This window comes from Methanobrevibacter sp. (assembly GCF_017410345.1).
Classification (GTDB): Archaea; Methanobacteriota; Methanobacteria; order Methanobacteriales; family Methanobacteriaceae; genus Methanobrevibacter.
This window is the reverse complement of record NZ_JAFQQZ010000017.1, coordinates 35,962-53,781: the sequence shown is the minus strand read 5'-3', so window position 1 is coordinate 53,781 and position 17,820 is coordinate 35,962. Positions and strand designations below refer to the sequence as shown.

General features: G+C 34.0%; 13 protein-coding genes and 1 tRNA gene. 3 read left to right on the top strand and 11 right to left on the bottom strand.

Annotation, left to right across the window (positions count from 1 at the left end; translation table 11 throughout):
* Positions 1-21 precede the first annotated feature (21 nt).
* Entirely contained in the window at positions 22-960 is a 939-nt protein-coding gene (locus IJE13_RS01980) for a hypothetical protein (RefSeq protein WP_292776417.1), read from the top strand.
* A gap of 54 nt (positions 961-1,014) precedes the next feature.
* Here IJE13_RS01980 and rimI read toward each other — a convergent pair whose 3' ends face one another.
* On the bottom strand, positions 1,015-1,461 hold the full coding sequence (gene rimI, locus IJE13_RS01975) for a ribosomal protein S18-alanine N-acetyltransferase (RefSeq protein WP_292776415.1): 447 nt from the start codon (positions 1,459-1,461) through the stop codon (positions 1,015-1,017).
* Positions 1,462-1,644: 183 nt separating this feature from the next.
* Between rimI and IJE13_RS01970 the strand changes: the two genes are divergently transcribed.
* Positions 1,645-2,055, top strand: a complete 411-nt coding sequence (locus IJE13_RS01970; RefSeq protein ID WP_292776413.1) for a UPF0146 family protein — start codon at positions 1,645-1,647, stop codon at positions 2,053-2,055.
* 137 nt (positions 2,056-2,192) lie between these two features.
* The gene (locus IJE13_RS01965; protein WP_292776448.1) at positions 2,193-4,874 is read left to right on the top strand and encodes a cation-transporting P-type ATPase; all 2,682 of its coding nucleotides are present in this window, start codon (positions 2,193-2,195) and stop codon (positions 4,872-4,874) included.
* A gap of 773 nt (positions 4,875-5,647) precedes the next feature.
* Here IJE13_RS01965 and IJE13_RS01960 read toward each other — a convergent pair.
* The 10 genes from IJE13_RS01960 to IJE13_RS01915 form a co-directional block, all read right to left on the bottom strand.
* Positions 5,648-5,731 (bottom strand) — tRNA-Ser (locus IJE13_RS01960).
* A gap of 155 nt (positions 5,732-5,886) precedes the next feature.
* Entirely contained in the window at positions 5,887-6,192 is a 306-nt protein-coding gene (rpsJ, locus tag IJE13_RS01955; protein WP_292776411.1) for a 30S ribosomal protein S10, read from the bottom strand.
* Positions 6,193-6,419: 227 nt separating this feature from the next.
* Entirely contained in the window at positions 6,420-7,661 is a 1,242-nt protein-coding gene (gene tuf, locus IJE13_RS01950) for a translation elongation factor EF-1 subunit alpha (RefSeq protein WP_292776408.1), read from the bottom strand.
* Positions 7,662-8,100: 439 nt separating this feature from the next.
* Entirely contained in the window at positions 8,101-10,296 is a 2,196-nt protein-coding gene (locus IJE13_RS01945; RefSeq protein ID WP_292776406.1) for an elongation factor EF-2, read from the bottom strand.
* 186 nt (positions 10,297-10,482) lie between these two features.
* Positions 10,483-11,043 (bottom strand): 30S ribosomal protein S7, encoded by a 561-nt coding sequence (locus tag IJE13_RS01940; protein ID WP_292776404.1) that lies wholly within the window; start codon positions 11,041-11,043, stop codon positions 10,483-10,485.
* A 14-nt stretch (positions 11,044-11,057) separates the two neighbouring features.
* A complete protein-coding gene (locus tag IJE13_RS01935; RefSeq protein WP_067147408.1) occupies positions 11,058-11,483 on the bottom strand; it encodes a 30S ribosomal protein S12 in 426 nt (141 codons plus the stop codon).
* Between the two features lie 721 nt (positions 11,484-12,204).
* Positions 12,205-12,636: a NusA-like transcription termination signal-binding factor gene (locus IJE13_RS01930; RefSeq protein WP_292776401.1), complete on the bottom strand. Its 432-nt coding sequence runs from the start codon at positions 12,634-12,636 to the stop codon at positions 12,205-12,207.
* A gap of 5 nt (positions 12,637-12,641) precedes the next feature.
* Positions 12,642-12,941, bottom strand: coding sequence for a 50S ribosomal protein L30e (locus IJE13_RS01925; protein ID WP_292776400.1), 300 nt, complete (start codon positions 12,939-12,941; stop codon positions 12,642-12,644).
* 371 nt (positions 12,942-13,312) lie between these two features.
* Positions 13,313-14,554: a DNA-directed RNA polymerase subunit A'' gene (gene rpoA2 / locus IJE13_RS01920; RefSeq protein ID WP_292776446.1), complete on the bottom strand. Its 1,242-nt coding sequence runs from the start codon at positions 14,552-14,554 to the stop codon at positions 13,313-13,315.
* 450 nt (positions 14,555-15,004) lie between these two features.
* Positions 15,005-17,809 (bottom strand): DNA-directed RNA polymerase subunit A', encoded by a 2,805-nt coding sequence (locus tag IJE13_RS01915; RefSeq protein WP_292776398.1) that lies wholly within the window; start codon positions 17,807-17,809, stop codon positions 15,005-15,007.
* Positions 17,810-17,820 lie beyond the last annotated feature (11 nt).

Genomic DNA, 17,820 nt, shown 5'->3' with positions numbered 1-17,820 from the left:
TTAGAATCAGGGATTTTGAAAATGACAGAAGCTCAAAAAACAAAGGAAAATGAGGAATATATGAATAGTTTAAATGATGAGATAAGCTATTTAAAGGAGATTCTAGCCAGCAAACTCTTTGAAGAAGACCATCTAATCAATTTTACTTGCAGAGAGATTGAAACAGACTATTCATTGAAATTTGGAGTTTACAAATACAAAATCAAGGATTACAAGCTCAGAATCAAAAAGACAAAAAGAACAATCGAACTCCTTAAAAAGATGATTGAAAAGCAATCAGCCAATCAATTCAATAAGGACACTGCAGATTTGGAAGAGAATCAAAAAAAGATCAACCAAACCAAAATCAATAAGCCGAAAATCAATATGGGTGAAATTGAAAGCCATATTGAAAATGAGTTCAGTGAGGAAGATTTGGAATTGCAGACTGAGACTGCAAAGGTTAACATTCTGATTGAAGAGCATAAGAACAATTTAAGCAAAAAGCAGGACTTCAAGGAATTGCATGAACTTTATAAGGATTGCATTAGAAAAATTCATCCTGATTTGCTCCTTGAACCTACAATCTATGAGGAAAACTTATTTTACAGTTCCAAGGAAGCCTATGAGGATAGGAACTTGGATGAATTGAGATCCGCTAAAAATTTAATTTACATCCATGACATTGAAAATATTCCAAAAACAGTAGAAGACCTTGAAAGGCTAAGGAATAAGTTGGAAATCAATATAGAATTGGAGGATATTGAAATTTCCAATATAATCAACTCAAAGCCTTATACCCAACAGAAGTTCCTATTGGATACCAAAAAGGTCAACAGCTATAGGGAAGGATTAGTTACTTCATTATTGGAAGTTGAAAAGGAGTACATCAGAATCAATAAAGAGTTAAATGAATTGAAAAAAGAGAACAATCTTAGCTATAAACTGGATTTAACTAAAGAAAAAAGAGAACAGTCTTAACTATAAACTGGATTTAACTAAAAGCAAAGAATAAAAAATATGGCCAAATTGTTCTTAATTACTTATTTTACCTGTGTTGAATAACATGACATAAGCATCGGATCCATCCTCATAATAATTAGGGACCTTCCTATCAATCTCAAATCCGAATTTCTGATAAAATCTGACTGCAGCATCATTATGTGACTTTACCTCTAAAGTGATCCTATGAATTTCAATATTCTTGAATATGCTTATGGCCATCATAAGCAATCGGGTAGCTATATGCTGACGGCGGAATTTCCTATCGACTGCAAGAGCGATTATATGCCCTAAACCCTCTTCTTTTACCCAAAAGATAATATATCCTACGATTTCACCATCTTCAACAGCTACAAGAAATCCGGTTCCTATTTCATATAATTGGTGAAGGATATTTATATCATAAGGTGTGGAAAAGGACTCCACTTCAATCTGATAGACCCTTCCCAAATCGGAAGGGACAAATTCACGAATAAACATATAAAAACCCAAAAATAAATTAAATAAAAAATAATATTTTTTTAATTGCAAATTTACTATTAATATTATTTAATTTTCTCTTTTAAAAAGATTTCTAATAATAAAAAGAATAAGATAAAAAAGAAGATATTAAATTATAAAAGAATAAATATATCTATAAAGCAAAAACAAAAAGGAATAAAAATGTGGAATGATCTAGAGGAATATATTCTCAAATTAGCTATTGAAAACAGCGAGAAAACTGGAAAGAAAACTAAAATAGTTGAAATTGGAGCGGGAAAGTTCCAAACAATCTCCAATAATTTAAGCAAGGATGAAAAGATTGACGTCATAATGACAGACATTGACCCTGCAAATGAGAATATCATTAGGGATGATGTCTTTAATCCGAATATGGATACCTATAAGGATGCAGACATACTGTTTTCAATCAGGCCTCCTGCAGAATTGCAGGAAGCAATCATGAAAATAAGGGATGAAGTTGATGCAACATTAATCATCAAGCCTTTATTCAATGAGGATTTGAATATGAAAACCAAAAAAATGAAACTGAAGAACTACAATCGGGCTTCATTCTACATTTACGAAAAATAAGAGATGCACAATAAATGTTAAATATTAAATGTTAAATGTTTAAATAAAATAAATTAAAGATATAAATTTACTAATATTTTATTTATAATATAAATTCAAACTATTTTTAATCATTTAGAAACTTGGGGATTATCTTGATAGAAGAAATATTGAAACAGTACTCCACTCAAAAGGAAGGGCTTAATAGTGCTGAGGCCAATGCTCGATTGGAAAAGTATGGCCTGAACAAGCTTAAAGAGCAAAAGAGGGATAGTCCTTTAAAGTTATTCTTTTCACAATTTTTAGATGTTTTAATATTCATGCTTATTATTGCAGCTATAGCAAGCTATATGATTGGAAATCATCTGGATGCATTCGTTATAGTTGTGGTTGTCATAATCAACTCAATAATCGGTTTTATCCAAGAGTATCGTGCTGAAAACGCTATGGAAAAGCTTAAAAGCCTGGTCCATACAGATGCGCATGTCAAAAGGGACAACGCCCTTAAAAGGATTCCAAGTGAAAGGCTTGCAATTGGAGACATTGTAATCCTTGAAGAGGGAGATAAAGTCCCTGCTGATCTGATTTTAATAGAATCCTATGACTTGGGAGTGGATGAGTCCTCATTGACCGGGGAATCCACTTTAGTTAAAAAGGACACAAATTATGAAAACATCAAAGACTTTTCTGAAAAAATTAAGGATATTCAAAAATATTCTAAAGAGGAAAACATTCAAAGCAAACTCCTATCCATGAATTCCAATGTGATTTTCGGAAAAGGAACAGGAGTTGTAATAGCTACTGGAATGGAAACAAGCATAGGCAGAATAGCTAAAATGATTCAGGAAGATGCTGAAGAGACTCCTTTAACAATTAAAGTGGGAAAATTAGGCAAGAAGATTGGAATAATTTCCATCATCATTTGTATTTTCGTATTCTTTATAAACTTCTTCCAAGCTACAGATATTCTTGAAAGCTTTATGACTGCAGTTTCACTGGCTGTTGCAGCTATTCCTGAAGGGCTTCCTGCAGTTCTGACATTGACTTTGGCATTAGGAATGCAAAAGATGGCAAAATCCAATGCAATCGTTAAAAGATTGTCTTCTGTAGAAACTTTAGGATCTTGTACTTACATCTGCACAGACAAAACAGGTACCTTAACCGAAAATAAGATGAGTGTGAGAAAAGATTTTCTAACCAATCAAGAATATTCCACATTAATTGCAGGTCTTTGTAATGGAGTAAGATACGAAGATGATGAATTGATAGGCAATCCTACCGATTTGGCATCACATTACTTTGCAATGGATAACGGTTTTAAAAGCCTCATATCAAATAGAAATCTCGAAAAGGAATATGAAATACCTTTTGACAGCAACAGGAAGCGAATGACAGTTATCTACAGTGAGAAAGATGAAGATGAATTAAATAAAAACTATTACATTCTAACAAAAGGTGCACCTGAATTAATCTTGGACATGTCAGAAAAAATTGACTTTTATGGCCATGAAAACCATTTTGACAGCTACACCAAAAAGGATATTCAAACTGAAATCGATAGAATGGCAAATTCCTCATTAAGGGTTATAGCTCTTGCCTACAAGAGAATAAATAAAGAGGAATATGAGAACATTCTAGAATTGGACAATAGGGAATTTGAGAATGAAGATTCCCAAACACATAAAACATATTCACAAAACAAGCACCATGGGGAAACCTTTGAAAAGGATTTGGTATTTACTGGACTTCTTGGAATAATGGATCCTCCAAGAGCTGAAGTATCTGAAGCTATAACAGACTGTCAAAATGCAGGAATCAATGTGGTCATGATTACAGGAGACCATAAGGATACTGCAACTGCAATAGCTAAGGAATTAGGCATTCTCCCTAAACTCTTTAGCAATGAAGATAATCAGAAACATAAAAAGGTCCTAACAGGCCAGGAACTGGAAGACTTAAGTGATGAGGAATACAATGAAATTGCAAAGGACATTAGAGTCTATGCAAGAGTATATCCAGAACAGAAAAGAAGAATCATTGAAGTTCTTCAAAACCATGGTGAAATCGTATCAATGACCGGTGATGGTGTAAACGATGCGCCAGCACTTAAAAAGGCTTCCATAGGAGTGGCTATGGGCAGCGGCACAGATATGACTAAGGAATCTGCAGACATGATCATAAGAGATGACAACTTTGCCACAATAGTCTCTTCAATCAAGGAAGGCAGAACCATCTTTGATAACATAAAGAGATTCCTGAAATTCCAATTGTCAACAAACATCGGTGCAATACTGACCATTACAATAGGATCATTGCTCCCCATACCAACTCCATTCACTCCAATCCAACTTTTATGGATCAATATTATCATGGATGGACCTCCGGCACAATCCTTAGGATTAGAAGGTCCTGAAGAGGACATAATGAGAAGGCCTCCTGAAAAAGGGGAATTGATTGACAGGAAAACTCTAATAAAAATAACAATATCCGGAATTGTCATGACAATAGGTACCTTAGGACTGTTCATATTTGAATTGATGAATGGTGGAGCGGATGTGAAGACCAAAGCGATTACCGTTGCATTTACAGTATTCGTACTGTATCAGCTGTTCAATGCATTGAATTACAGGTCAAGCTCAAAACTTAGAAACACCATGCTTTGGCTGTCCCTTATCGGATCATTCGTATTGCAGGTTCTTGTTATCTATGTTCCATTCCTGCAGACAATCTTCAAGACCTGTGCTATCGGAGTCTTCGATTGGATCTTGATAATCATTGTTTCTGCAATGATCTTAGTTACAGATAAGATTGCCAATAGAATTGTAGACGGTCAGTTTTAAATTTCTAAAACTTCATGAATTTTAAAAAAATTATAAATAGTATATTAAATAAAATATTATTAAGTAAAATTATAATTATTAAATTAATTATTGATTTTTTTAAGGAGGAATATTATGAATTTAGTAGCAGATATTTTAAGCGGACTTTCATCTTTTGCAATTGTAATGATTGTAGGTTTCATTATTGTCATTGCACTTTTAACCTTGATTGCAAAAAAAGCTTAGATATTTAAAAAATTATTAGTATTAATTTTTTAAATTAATTTAATTTTATCCATCAGGATTTACCACCATCAATACTTTTTTTTACTCACCAGGAATCATCAAAATATAATTAATTTTAAACTTTTTTTAATAAATTAGTAAATTTTACTAAGTGGATACATCTATACTCTTTTCAAAAATACTAATCTACACATAATATTAATTAAATTAAAAGTAGATACAATTAATTTAAAAGTTTTCTAATAAGTATCATTTTAATGAAAGTTTTAATTAATTAAACTGTGATAAATTTTTGACTTAAAAAATTTGATTGAAAAATTGTATTTTTAGTGAAAATTTTGAAAAAATTTCATAAAAATCTGAAAATGTAAAATTTAAAAATTTTTTCAATTATAAAAAAATTAAAAATAAAAAAATCTGAAAATGAAAAATGAATAATGAAAAAATTTAAATCAAACTTTTCAAAAAAATGAAATCAAAAAATTAGAAAATAAAAAAATAAAAAAATTAATCAAACTTTTATCATAAAAGTTTGGAAAAGTAGTAAACGCCGAGACTGGGATTTGAACCCAGGCGGAGATTACCCCACGGGATTTCAAGTCCCGCGCCTTACCAGGCTAGACTATCTCGGCATATGAAAATTATAAAATCTATAAAAATAATTTAGGGTAATCCAATTTAATATCAAATAAAAATCTAAAATAAAAAGTATGAAAGTTTAATGAACTGAAAGATTTCAGATCATAATTATACTTAATTATTAAGAAAGCTAAAAAATAAAGCTTAATTATTTAAGTTCAATTTCAATACTTACGTTATCAGGAACGCTTACTTTCATAATTTGTCTCATAGCTCTTTCATCAGCGCCAATTCCAATTAAACGTTTGTGGATACGAAGTTCCCATTTTTCCCAAGTAGCTTTTCCTTCTCCGTCTGGAGATTTTCTAGTTGGTACGACTAATTTTTTAGTAGGTAATGGAATAGGGCCAGAAATATCTACACCAGTTCTTTCGGAAATCTTCTTTAACTGGTCACAGACATAATTGATTTTTTCAGGATCGGTACCTGTAAGTTTAATTCTAGCTTGATTCATTTTAATCCTCCTTAAACAGGTTAATAATCTAGTTAAATCTAAAATATGATTAAACTAGATTACTAGATTAAAACATACTATAGATTTAAAATAATTGATTATTTAAAACCTAAAAAATAAAGATTTGATTTATTAGAAAAAGCAAAATGCATTCCCTAATAAATTTACAAAAATAAAACTAAAAAAAATAAAAAATGAATAATTTAATTAAAAATTAATCATTGATCTTATTTTTTGTCAGTTACTTTAAGACATAAACCAGCTGCTACGGTTTGACCCATATCTCTGATAGCGAATCTTCCCATTGGAGGGATGTTTGCAGCTTCTTCCATAACCATAGGTTTAGTTGGTTTAATTTGTACAATAGCTGCGTCACCAGTTTTAATGAAGTCAGGTTTGGTTGCTTCAGGTTGACCGGTAGCAGGGTCGAGTTTGGAAGTTAAGTCTAAGAAAGTACATGCAGTTTGTGAGGTGTGACAGTGGAATACAGGGGTGTATCCAACGGTGATTACACCAGGGTGTTGTAATACAACAACTTGTGCAGTAAATTCTTTAGCTACGGTTGGAGCATCAGTAGCATGTCCAGCTACGTCTCCTCTTCTGATATCGTTTTTACCTACACCTCTTACGTTGAAACCGATGTTGTCACCAGGTTCAGCTTCAGGGAAAGTTTCGTGGTGCATTTCGATAGATTTTACTTCACCGGAAACTCCAGCAGGTTCAAAGATAACGTTGTCTCCTTGTTTCATGATACCAGTTTCTACTCTTCCTACAGGTACGGTACCTACACCAGTGATGGAGTATACGTCTTGAATAGGAATTCTTAATGGTAAGTCTACAGGTTTTTCAGGTGGTACTAATTTGTCTAATTCATCCATTAATGGACTACCTTTGTACCATGACATGTTGTCAGATAATTCTTTGATGTTGTCTCCTTCAAATGCAGACATAGGGATGAAAGGAGTTGCTGCAGGGTCTCTACCGATGGATCTGAGTAAGTCGGATACTTCGTCTTTTACTTCGTTGTATCTGTCTTCGCTGTAATCAACCATATCCATTTTGTTGATTGCGATGATTAATTGTTTGATACCTAAAGTCATGGATAAGAACATGTGTTCTTTGGTTTGTGGCATTACACCGTCGTTAGCAGCTACTACTAATACAGCTGCGTCAGCTTGGGATGCACCAGTAATCATGTTTTTAACGAAGTCTCTGTGTCCAGGACAGTCTACTACAGTGTAGTCGTATTTGTTGGTGGAGAATTTTTGGTGAGCTAAGTCAATGGTTACTCCTCTTTCTCTTTCTTCTCCTAATTTGTCCATAACAAATCTGAATTTGTCTTCACCTTCATCTAATTGTTGTTCAGCGATTGCACCAGCTTTTAATAATAAGTGTCCTACTAAAGTGGATTTACCGTGGTCAACGTGTCCAATAAATGCTAAATTTAAATGTTCTTTTTCTTTTGCCATTATAAAAACCTCTTTTTATAAATTGTATATAAGTTAAGTATATAATTAAGTATTATTATTTGTTAAGTTATTTAATTTGTTGAATATTAATAGATAAAGTAAATTCATTTTTCATTACCTATACCAACATGATCTATTCTAACTTACATGTAAAAATTACATGGTAACAATTACATGCAATATAAAATAAATCACATGTAATATATGAATACTCAACTATATGTATATTATTTTATTTTTTATTATATATAAACTATATGATTATATATACTATTTTTTTAATATGAAAATAACTAAAAAAATTATAAAAAAATTATGAATGAAATTAATGAAAAATATAATAAAAAATATTAAAGATTAGGAAAATGAATTCCTAATGTTTAAAATAAAAACAGATCAAATAAATTAAGATAAAAGATTATCCTAATTGCTACTTAGATTATCCTAAGTAGTGGTCAGGACCAAATGGTTCTGGAGATAATCCTTTTCTTTCTCTGATTTGTCTGATAATTTGACTTTGCAATTCTCTTGGTAATCTTTCGAAACCAGAGTTTTCAGTAGACCATAAACATCTACCTTGAGTTGCAGATCTGATTTCACCAGCAAAACCAAACATTTCAGCTACAGGCACTTTAGCTTCAACGTTTACCATGTCACCTTCAGTTGGCATGTCGATGATTTGACCTCTTCTATTCAAGATTTCCTTGGTAACTGATCCCATGTAGTCAGTTGGGGTGTTAATGAAAACCTTTTGAACAGGTTCAAGCAATGTAGGGTCAGCCATCATCATACCACCCTTAATAGCGTTACGGATAGCAGGTAAAATTTGAGCAGGCCCTCTGTGAACTGCGTCTTCGTGAAGTTTTGCATCTACAAGAGTGAATTTCATACCCATTGCAATCTCGTTTGCAACCGGTCCTTCTTCAAGTGCAGATTCGAAACCTTCAATGACAAGCTCTTTGATTTCATCTAAGTATTGAATACCACGAGTCATGTTGATGAATAAGGATTTGTTGTAAACATCCCATACTCTTCTAGCCTCTTCCTTGTCAAGGCCATGTTCAATGAATTTTTGAGCTTCTTCCTTATCTTTGATCTTACCTTCCTTGATGTCACCGTTTTGCAATGCTGCGAATATTGAATCCTCTAAAGGTGCAACTTCAAGGTATAATCTGTTATGCTTGTTAGGGGATTTACCTTCTACAGGATTTGCAGTTTTTCCTGCAACGGTTTCTCTGTATACAACAATAGGTTCGGAAGTGTTGATATCTACACCTTTGTTGTTGATTCTTACACCGATAACTTCCAAGTGAAGCTCCCCCATACCGGAAACTAAGTGTTCACCGGTTTCTTCGTTAATGTTAACGTGAATTGTAGGGTCTTCTTTTGCAGTTTGTCTTAATACTTCAATGAGTTTTGGTAAGTCCTTAGTGTTTTTAGCTTCTACAGCTACAGTAACTACAGGTTCGGAGATGTGTTCGATTCCTTCGAACTCTACAATCTTGTTTTCAGGGGAACAGATGGTTTCACCTGCGGTAGCTCCTTTTGCACCGGTAATGTAAACAATGTTACCAGCAGGAACCTTTTCGGTAGGAACTCTTTCAGGACCGAAGAAAACACCTACTTGCTGTACTCTTGATCTGGCTTGACCTCCTACCAAGAACACTTCAGTACCTTGTTCTACAGTACCACCATATACTCTACCGGTAGCTACTTCACCAGCGTGCTTGTCTACAGATACGTTAGTGACCATTACAGCTAAAGGTCCGTCAGGACTAGTGTGAATCATGGTTTGACCAGCTTCACTTTCAATGTCTCCATCCCAAATGTTAGGACATCTGTATTGTTGGGAAACTTCAGGAGAAGGTAAGTGTTCTACTACCATACCTAATAATACATCAGCTAAAGGTACTTTTTTAGCTAATTCCTTTTGGTTTTCATCATTACAGTAATCAATGATGTCTTTGAAGTTGATTCCGGTTTCTTGCATCATAGGAATGTTGATAGCCCAATTGTGGTATGCTGAACCGAATGCTACACTACCGTCATCCACTTTTACAAGCCATTCGTCCTTTTTGTCTTTAGGAGCCATTTTAGTGATTAATTTGTTAGCTTCATTGATGATGCCGATAAATTTGTTTGCCAATTCTTCTGGTCCTAATTTTACTTCGTTGATTAATCTGTCTACTTTGTTAATGAACAATACTGGTTTAACTTTTTCTCTTAAAGCTTGTCTGAGTACAGTTTCAGTTTGAGGCATGATACCTTCAACTGCACATACAACTACTACTGCACCGTCTACAGCTCTCATTGCACGAGTTACGTCTCCACCGAAGTCAACGTGACCAGGAGTGTCAATTAAGTTAATAAGATATTCGTCACCATGGTATTCGTGTACCATAGATACGTTTGCAGCGTCAATGGTAATACCACGAGCTTGTTCTTGTTCGTCAAAATCCAAGAATCTTTGATCTCCAGCAAGCTCTTCGGAAATCATTCCCGCACCTGCCAAGAGGTTGTCGGATAAGGTAGTCTTTCCGTGGTCAATGTGTGCACAAATACCGATGTTTCTGATATTTGTAGGTTGATACATCAATTCTTTGATTTTTGCAATCATTTTGTCTCGTCTACTCAAAATCATCACCTATAAACATTAGTTTATTATTTGTCTATATTTTAGTCAATATTATGTCTTTTAAATTAAAAAATATAAAAAATATAAAAATTAAACAGAATTTGATTAAAAGACTTTTTTAAAAATTTAAAAAAGAAATTAAAAAGAAAATTCTGATTAATTCTATAATTATTAAAAACACTAAAATTAGTGTGCTGCTTTTGCAACTCTTTCTTTTTCTTCTTTTTTCTGTATAGCGAAACTTCTTGTATCTTCTTCAGAAGCAAAGATCAATTCATTTGCCAAACATTCAGCTACAGATTTTCTGTTTTTGAATGCGGATTGTAAAGTTCCTCTAGTCAAGAATCCTAAAGAAAGGTCAACTCTTCTTTGTGGAGAAATGTCTACAGCTACTTGGTAACCGATACCACCGTATTTGATACGGGTGGTTTCTTCACGTGGGGAAGTGTTTTCTATAGCAGTTACCAAAACTTGAACAGGGTTCTTTTTGGTTCTTTTGTTAATAATCTCAAAAGCTTCCTTTACAATATTGTAAGCTTTGTTCTTTTTACCAGAGTTTCTTTGGGTTCTCATGATCTTGTTCATTAATCTTTCCACAATGGAAACTTTGGATTTTGCAAATTGTCTTTTTACATGTCTACCTAAAGTATGAGGAACGATGGTTTCATCTAAGCAGATGTATCTTTTTAAACCTAAGTCTTCCACTTCTACTTCATCAAGGTCCCATTTATCAAATAATTTAGCCATAAAAATTACCTCAATTATCTTACTGGTTTATCAATTTTTCCGCTTACCATTTCGGATAAAGCAACATTGTTAACTTTACTTACTTTCCAACGAACTCCTGGAATGTCACCCATGGATCTTCCAGATGGTCCACCGATACCTTCAATCATAACTTCATCGTGCTCATCGATAAAACCGATTGCACCGTCACCTGGTGCGAATGCAGTTAATTGTTTACCGTTTTTGATCAATTGAACACGAACACATTTACGAATAGCAGAGTTAGGTTGCTTTGCTTCAATTCCTACTTTTTCGATAACGATTCCTCTAGCTTGAGGTGCCCCTTCAAGAGGGTCTGCTTTTACATCTAAACGTAATGCTCTTCTTTTGTAGTCTACGTCTTTCCATTTAAAATTTTGTCTATTCTTTTTAAGCTTTTTAGCTGCAAAAAGTCCTGGCATATTTATTCTTCCTCTTCATTTTTTACGACAAACGTCTTTTTGAATAAATAATAAGATTAAAATAATTAATTCCATCAGATAGAAGTCCACCGCTGCGATTTACTATTATATTCAAAAATTCAAACTAACATCCAAACCAAGGTGATTAAGCTTAATTCAGATTCAAAATACTAAAATTATACGATAAAATGACCATATAATAGCAATCAAAACTCCTATACAAAATAGAATATAAGTATAGAATCTAATTAAATGCATTAATCAAATATTGTCTGTGATTGATTCAATTAATGCTGTAATCATTGAAATTCAATTTATGAATCCAATGATGTGAAAATAATATAGGCAAACTATAATAAATACAAGAAAACTATAGCAAAACGCACACATAGCTATCAGTTTTAGAAATAAAGAAATTATAGCTTATAAATTATATTAATTAACATTAAAAATTAAGATAAAATTTTTTACACACAAATGTTAATATAACATAATGTTACCTATTATAATAATATATTATAATAACTTTATTAATAAATGTTTGGTTTTTTGATAGTAATATACTATGTAAAAAAATAAAAAAAAGTTTGACATAATCTAAATTTACATTTTTAGATTATGTGAATTAATCATAAACAATAATGCAAAACAAAATTATTTTTAAAAAGAATAAAAAAAGAAAATGAATAAATCTTATTTTAAAAGAAATATTTTAAAAGAATTATTTTAAAATAATGTTATTTATTTCATGTTGTCTTTTCGCTAATAATTTTGCTCTTTCGATGTTGATACCATTTTTACCAATAGCTATTCTTTTATTGGAAGAATCTGTATTGACAATAGCTATCTTTTCATCGTTACTTTTCTCAACTATTTTAATGGATTTGAGTTCAGCAGGGGATAATACATTCTTAATGAATTGAGCAGGATCTTCGTTATGCTCAATGATTTCTACTCCTCTTCCAACTGCTTTTTTAACCTTGGTTACAGTGCTTCCGCCTTTACCAATAGCTAAACCCATATCCCCATTCTTAACGACAAAGGTAACTTTGGAATTTTCATCATCAAGGATGCAATCCTTAACCATTGCACCAGTCATACTCTCAAAGAGAGCTATGAAACGGATTTCATTTGCATTAAATTTAATAGACACAAAATCTACCCCATTGCTTCTAAGATAGTAGAATCTCCTGGATCGTTTATGATTAAAGTAGCAACAGTAAATGGTTTACCACAAACAGAGCCTAAGTCTACACTAGTACCTTCATATACTATGAAAGGAATTTCAGAGAGATTTGCGTAGTATTCCACATCTTCTAAAATTTCTTTAGGACTGTTAGCTGCAACAACTGCAAGTCTACCTTTACCTAATTTTAAAGATTGAATAGATTTTTCTGAGCCGAGAGTGACATCTCCTGTGTCTACTGCAACTCTTATTCCTCTTTCTATATCCATCATCTGCCTCCTAAATTTTAAATTAAAAAAATCATCTATCTCAAGATAAGAAATTTATCGCAGATTATAACTCCATCAGGATAAATCATACCTTACTCAAGATAAAATTTTCATAGAGTAATAAAATATGTGCTATCAAACAAATAAAATTAAATAACAAATATGAAATTAAACTATTACATTTAATTATAATACATCTATTATTTATAATTTATTGATATTTTAATAGAATATTTTACAATAAAATCATTCTTAAAATCAAGTTTAAGAATAACTATGAATATGAAAATTATAATATAAATAAATAATAAAAATTAAGAAAATATTAAAAATATTTAATTAATTCTTAATAAATTCTTAATAATCTTCTAATTTTAATATACATCTGGTTTCATTGTAACACTTACTGAACCAGTACCTAAAGGAATTGGCTGACCGATAATGATATTTTCAATAATGCCAGTCAAATCATCCATTTCTCCCCTGATACTTGCGTGAAGCAAGTGCTTACCAGTCTCTTCAAATGCCGCACGAGCGAGAACACTTGATTTTTCACCACTGATACCGTGTCTTCCAATGGATTTTACAACACCTTCAGAAGTCATCATGTCAGCAACCAACATAATGTGTCTGATATCTACAGTCAAACCTTGGTCAGATAAGGTACGGTTCAATTCGTAGACAATAGCGTTACGAGCAGCTTCAATACCTAAAACGGTTTCGATTTCGTGAATGTCATTAGTGGTTGATCTTGCCTTGTCAATACCTTCCTCATTGAAGATTGCCTTAAGATTGGAACCTTCAGTATGGATAATCCATTCATCATCACCTTTACGGATAATGACCTTACCAATGCCTTTGGTTCCACTGATCTGCAAGTCACGAACCTTATCAGCTAAAAGTCTGATTTCTCTGATAGTAGGATTTCTAGGTCTGAAAGTTAACTTGTAGTCATCCTCGATTTCAACTTTCTTGAATATCTTTTCGACTTGTGCAATGATGCTGTCATAATCCAATCTCTTATCTTCGATTTTTCTCTCATCGAGAGTTACTATGACTTGCATTCCACCATAGTCCAAATTGAAATCGGATAAGATATCATTGATGGTACTTTTACCGATTTTATTAGCTAACTTTCTTACGAATTCCTCATCGTTTTTGTATTCCTCTTCAAAGTAAATGTCCATGGTAGGTGTGGAAATCTTTTTCCTAGCATCTACAATTTCAATTAACCTTGGAAGACCGAGAGTTACGTTTAACTCAGCTACCCCTGCATAGTGGAAAGTACGCATGGTCATCTGAGTACCAGGTTCCCCTACAGATTGGGCTGCAACAGTACCTACTGCTTCACCTGCTTCAATATATGCTCTTTCGTAAGCCTCATCAACTTTAAACACTAATTCGTTTAACTCATCATCAGTTAATTCCCTTTTGATATAAACTCTTATCAAGTCTCTAATATAACTTGGAGGGAATTTAATTTCATTCTTGACGATAACGTCTAGAACTTTTGAAATGGCTTCAGGCACATCGAAATATTGGTCCTCACTAAGCTCTTCTTCAAGAGATTTGACTAAGTAGATGGAATTGTCTTTAGAATATTCAATATCCTTCATTTTAAGTTCTTCTTCAACAAGGACAAAGGTATTCAATTCCTCATAAGTCAATTTTTCCTTAACGAAAGTCATTGCAGATTCAATAATGGCAGTTTCAGGTGCATCCAATTCATTGTTTTCAAATATTTCCTCTACAAGAACAATTTTTGAAATCAATCCGTTCAATTCATCATCATCCAATTCGCCATCACTGTAGAGTTGTGCTAAACTGACAACATAGATTTCAGATGAATTGACTTTATTCTTTTTAAATGCCTTTTCAACAGCTTTAATTGAATCAACCAAATCTTCCAATTCCTCAATGCTTAAGTCACCATCATCATAAGACTGTTGGAAATTCTTAATATAATCATCAGAAAAATCAATTTTATTCTTTTTAAACAATTCGTCAACAGTAGTAATTGCTTGAGTTGCTTCTTTTTTATCCGCCATAAAATTGCCTCCTAATTATTAAGCTTTCTCCATTCCTTTTTCAGCATTTTTAGCTGATTTAGACATGTTATTTTTAATACGCATTTCGTCAATAAGTTTGTCTAGGTTTGCTACATGACCGAAGTCACTTTTTGCCGGATCAATACCTTCTTCACCGAATACACTTTGAATAACTTGACCTTTGTTATCGGTAACCAATCCGTTTGATTCAACATTCAAGTCTTCAAGTGCATTTACAAGTCTTCTTTGCATGTAACCGGATTGTGCTGTACGGATAGCTGTATCTACAAGACCTTCTCTTCCACCCATTGCGTGGAAGAAGAATTCCACTGGATCCAATCCTTCCTTATAACTGGAATGTACAAATCCTTTTGCTCTTGCCCCTAACTCATGCTTTCTGAAGTGAGGCAATGGTCTAGCCAAGTATCCTCTTGTAATACGTCCACCACGAACAGATTGCTGTCCTACACAAGCGGTAATCTGAGCAAGGTTCAACATGGATGCCCTTGCACCGGTACGAGCCATAACAACAGAGTGGTTTTCAACAGCCATCATATAATCATAGGAGTCATCTGGAGATTGTTTACCCATGGTAAGGTAACCTTCTGCGATTTCCCCTGCTGTGTCCCTAGCTTCCCCTAGAACCTGCACAATACGCATTTCCAAGGTTTCCTCTGCACTTCTACCTGGTAACGGTTGGAGAAGTCCTTCCTCATAGGTAGCAATTAACTTATCTACTTCCTGTTCAGCCTTATCCAAGTGAGCATCAATAACCTCAATAGCTTCTTCTGGAATCTCTTCATCGTTGGTACCAGTGGTAATACCTGTTTTCATGATTCCGCAGATAGCAAGGTCAGTGGATCTGTCCAAGAACTCTTTTGCACGGGATGGACCATATTCCTTAACGATTGTATCCAAAATCTTACCTGAGAAGGAACCGTATGCAGCTTCGTCAATAGCACCATGGGTCAATTGACCGTCTTTGATTACTACGAATGCATCGTATTGGCAGTCTTCCTTAAGACAGGTTTCACATTTTCTGCAGATTTCAGCCTTATAGTTCATGTTAAGGTCATCTGGTAAGAGCAAGCTGAATAATTCCTTACCGGTCCAATCACGATTTTTACGTTTCAAGTGTTTCTTATCAACATACTCATTGTTAAGAAGATGTGATTTTCTAATCATTTGGAAAGCGTCATCTTCTGGAACTGTGAATCCGTCACGAGTTAAAAGGTATGCTCCACTGATGTGGTCGTGAATAGCACCGATGATCGGTCCACCAAACCTTGGAGACAAGATGTGTTCCTGTACTCTCATCAAGGATTTCGCTTCGGCACGGGATTCGTCGGTTTGGAAAACGTGCATGTTCATTTCGTCTCCGTCAAAGTCCGCATTGTATGGAGGACATACACAAAGGTTTAATCTGAATGTCTTGTAAGGCAATACTCTTACTTCGTGAGCCATCATACTCATTCTGTGAAGGGAAGGCTGACGGTTGAATAAAACAATATCTCCATCCTTAAGATGTCTCATTACGATATCACCATATTCAAGGTTTTCAGCGACTAATTCTCTGTTATCCTCTAAGACTCTGACCTTCATCTCTTTGCCATTGATGGTCTTTTTAACATAGTTAGCTCCAGGATGGACATTTGGACCATTCATAATAGCTTCTTTTAGCTCTTCAACGTTCCATTCATTTACATAGGTAGGTACGGTTACTTCCTTTGCAATCATTTCAGGAACACCGACTTCATTGATACTGATGTTTGGGTCAGGTGAGATTACGGTACGTGCTGAGAAATTTACACGTTTACCTGATAGGTTGCTTCTGAATCTTCCTTCCTTACCTTTTAATCTTTGAGCTAATGTTTTTAATGGCCTTCCGCTTCTGTGTCTTGCAGGAGGTACACCACTTGCTTCATTGTCAAAGTAGGTGGTTACATGGTATTGAAGTAATTTCCAAAGGTCCTCTACAATAAGTTGTGGAGCACCGGCATCCATGTTCTCAATCAATCTTTGGTTGATTCTTAAGATATCAACAAGCTTGTGTGTTAAGTCGTCTTCGGATCTTTCACCGGTATCAAGGGTGATTGAAGGTCTTACAGTTACAGGAGGGACAGGAAGTACAGTTAATACCATCCATTCTGGACGTGCTACTTCAGGGTTTACTCCTAAGACATAGGAGTCTTCATCTGGAATGCGTTGAAGCTTTTCACGTACTTCAGATGCGGTTAAGTCATAGTCTTCTGTTACTGGAACACCATTGTCATCAGTGATGAGTTCTCCATTTTCATCATATTGTTTGCGAACTTCAATGATATCGATTGGCTTGACAATCTTGATGTCTTCCTGTTCTGCACCACAGTGAGGACATACCTCTTTGGTCTTTTTATCCTTACAGATTTTATATACTTCTTTTACAAGTTCTTCCACACTTTCTCCTGCTTCGTGGAGTTCTTCCATTCTTTCGGTGAAATCTTCGATTTCATCTTCATCCAAGAGCACACGTCCACATTCGCTGCAGGTGGACCGTAGGATTTTGTGAATGTCATCCCCGAAACCGACATGGATGACAGGTCTTGCAAGCTCAATCATACCGAAGTGACCTTGACATTCCCCACCTTTTTCACCGCATGTGCGGCATTTTAAACTAGGATCAATAACACCAAGGCGAGAATCCATCAATCCTGATTCAATAGGATAACCGTCCTCATCGTAAGTGTCCGGCCTTTCTATTTTAACAACGGACATTTCCCTAATCTGTTCCGGTGACATTAATCCAAAATTAATTCTATCAATTTTTTTAATAATTCCTTTCAAAATATTGGCTC

Coding starts and splice junctions, on each gene's coding strand:
- IJE13_RS01980 (WP_292776417.1), top strand. CDS start 22: ATGACAGAAGCTCAAAAAACAAAGGAAAATGAGGAATATATGAATAGT.
- rimI (WP_292776415.1), bottom strand. CDS start 1,461: ATGTTTATTCGTGAATTTGTCCCTTCCGATTTGGGAAGGGTCTATCAG.
- IJE13_RS01970 (WP_292776413.1), top strand. CDS start 1,645: ATGTGGAATGATCTAGAGGAATATATTCTCAAATTAGCTATTGAAAAC.
- rpsJ (WP_292776411.1), bottom strand. CDS start 6,192: ATGAATCAAGCTAGAATTAAACTTACAGGTACCGATCCTGAAAAAATC.
- tuf (WP_292776408.1), bottom strand. CDS start 7,661: ATGGCAAAAGAAAAAGAACATTTAAATTTAGCATTTATTGGACACGTT.
- IJE13_RS01940 (WP_292776404.1), bottom strand. CDS start 11,043: ATGGCTAAATTATTTGATAAATGGGACCTTGATGAAGTAGAAGTGGAA.
- IJE13_RS01935 (WP_067147408.1), bottom strand. CDS start 11,483: ATGCCAGGACTTTTTGCAGCTAAAAAGCTTAAAAAGAATAGACAAAAT.
- IJE13_RS01925 (WP_292776400.1), bottom strand. CDS start 12,941: ATGATGGATATAGAAAGAGGAATAAGAGTTGCAGTAGACACAGGAGAT.
- rpoA2 (WP_292776446.1), bottom strand. CDS start 14,554: ATGAAGGATATTGAATATTCTAAAGACAATTCCATCTACTTAGTCAAA.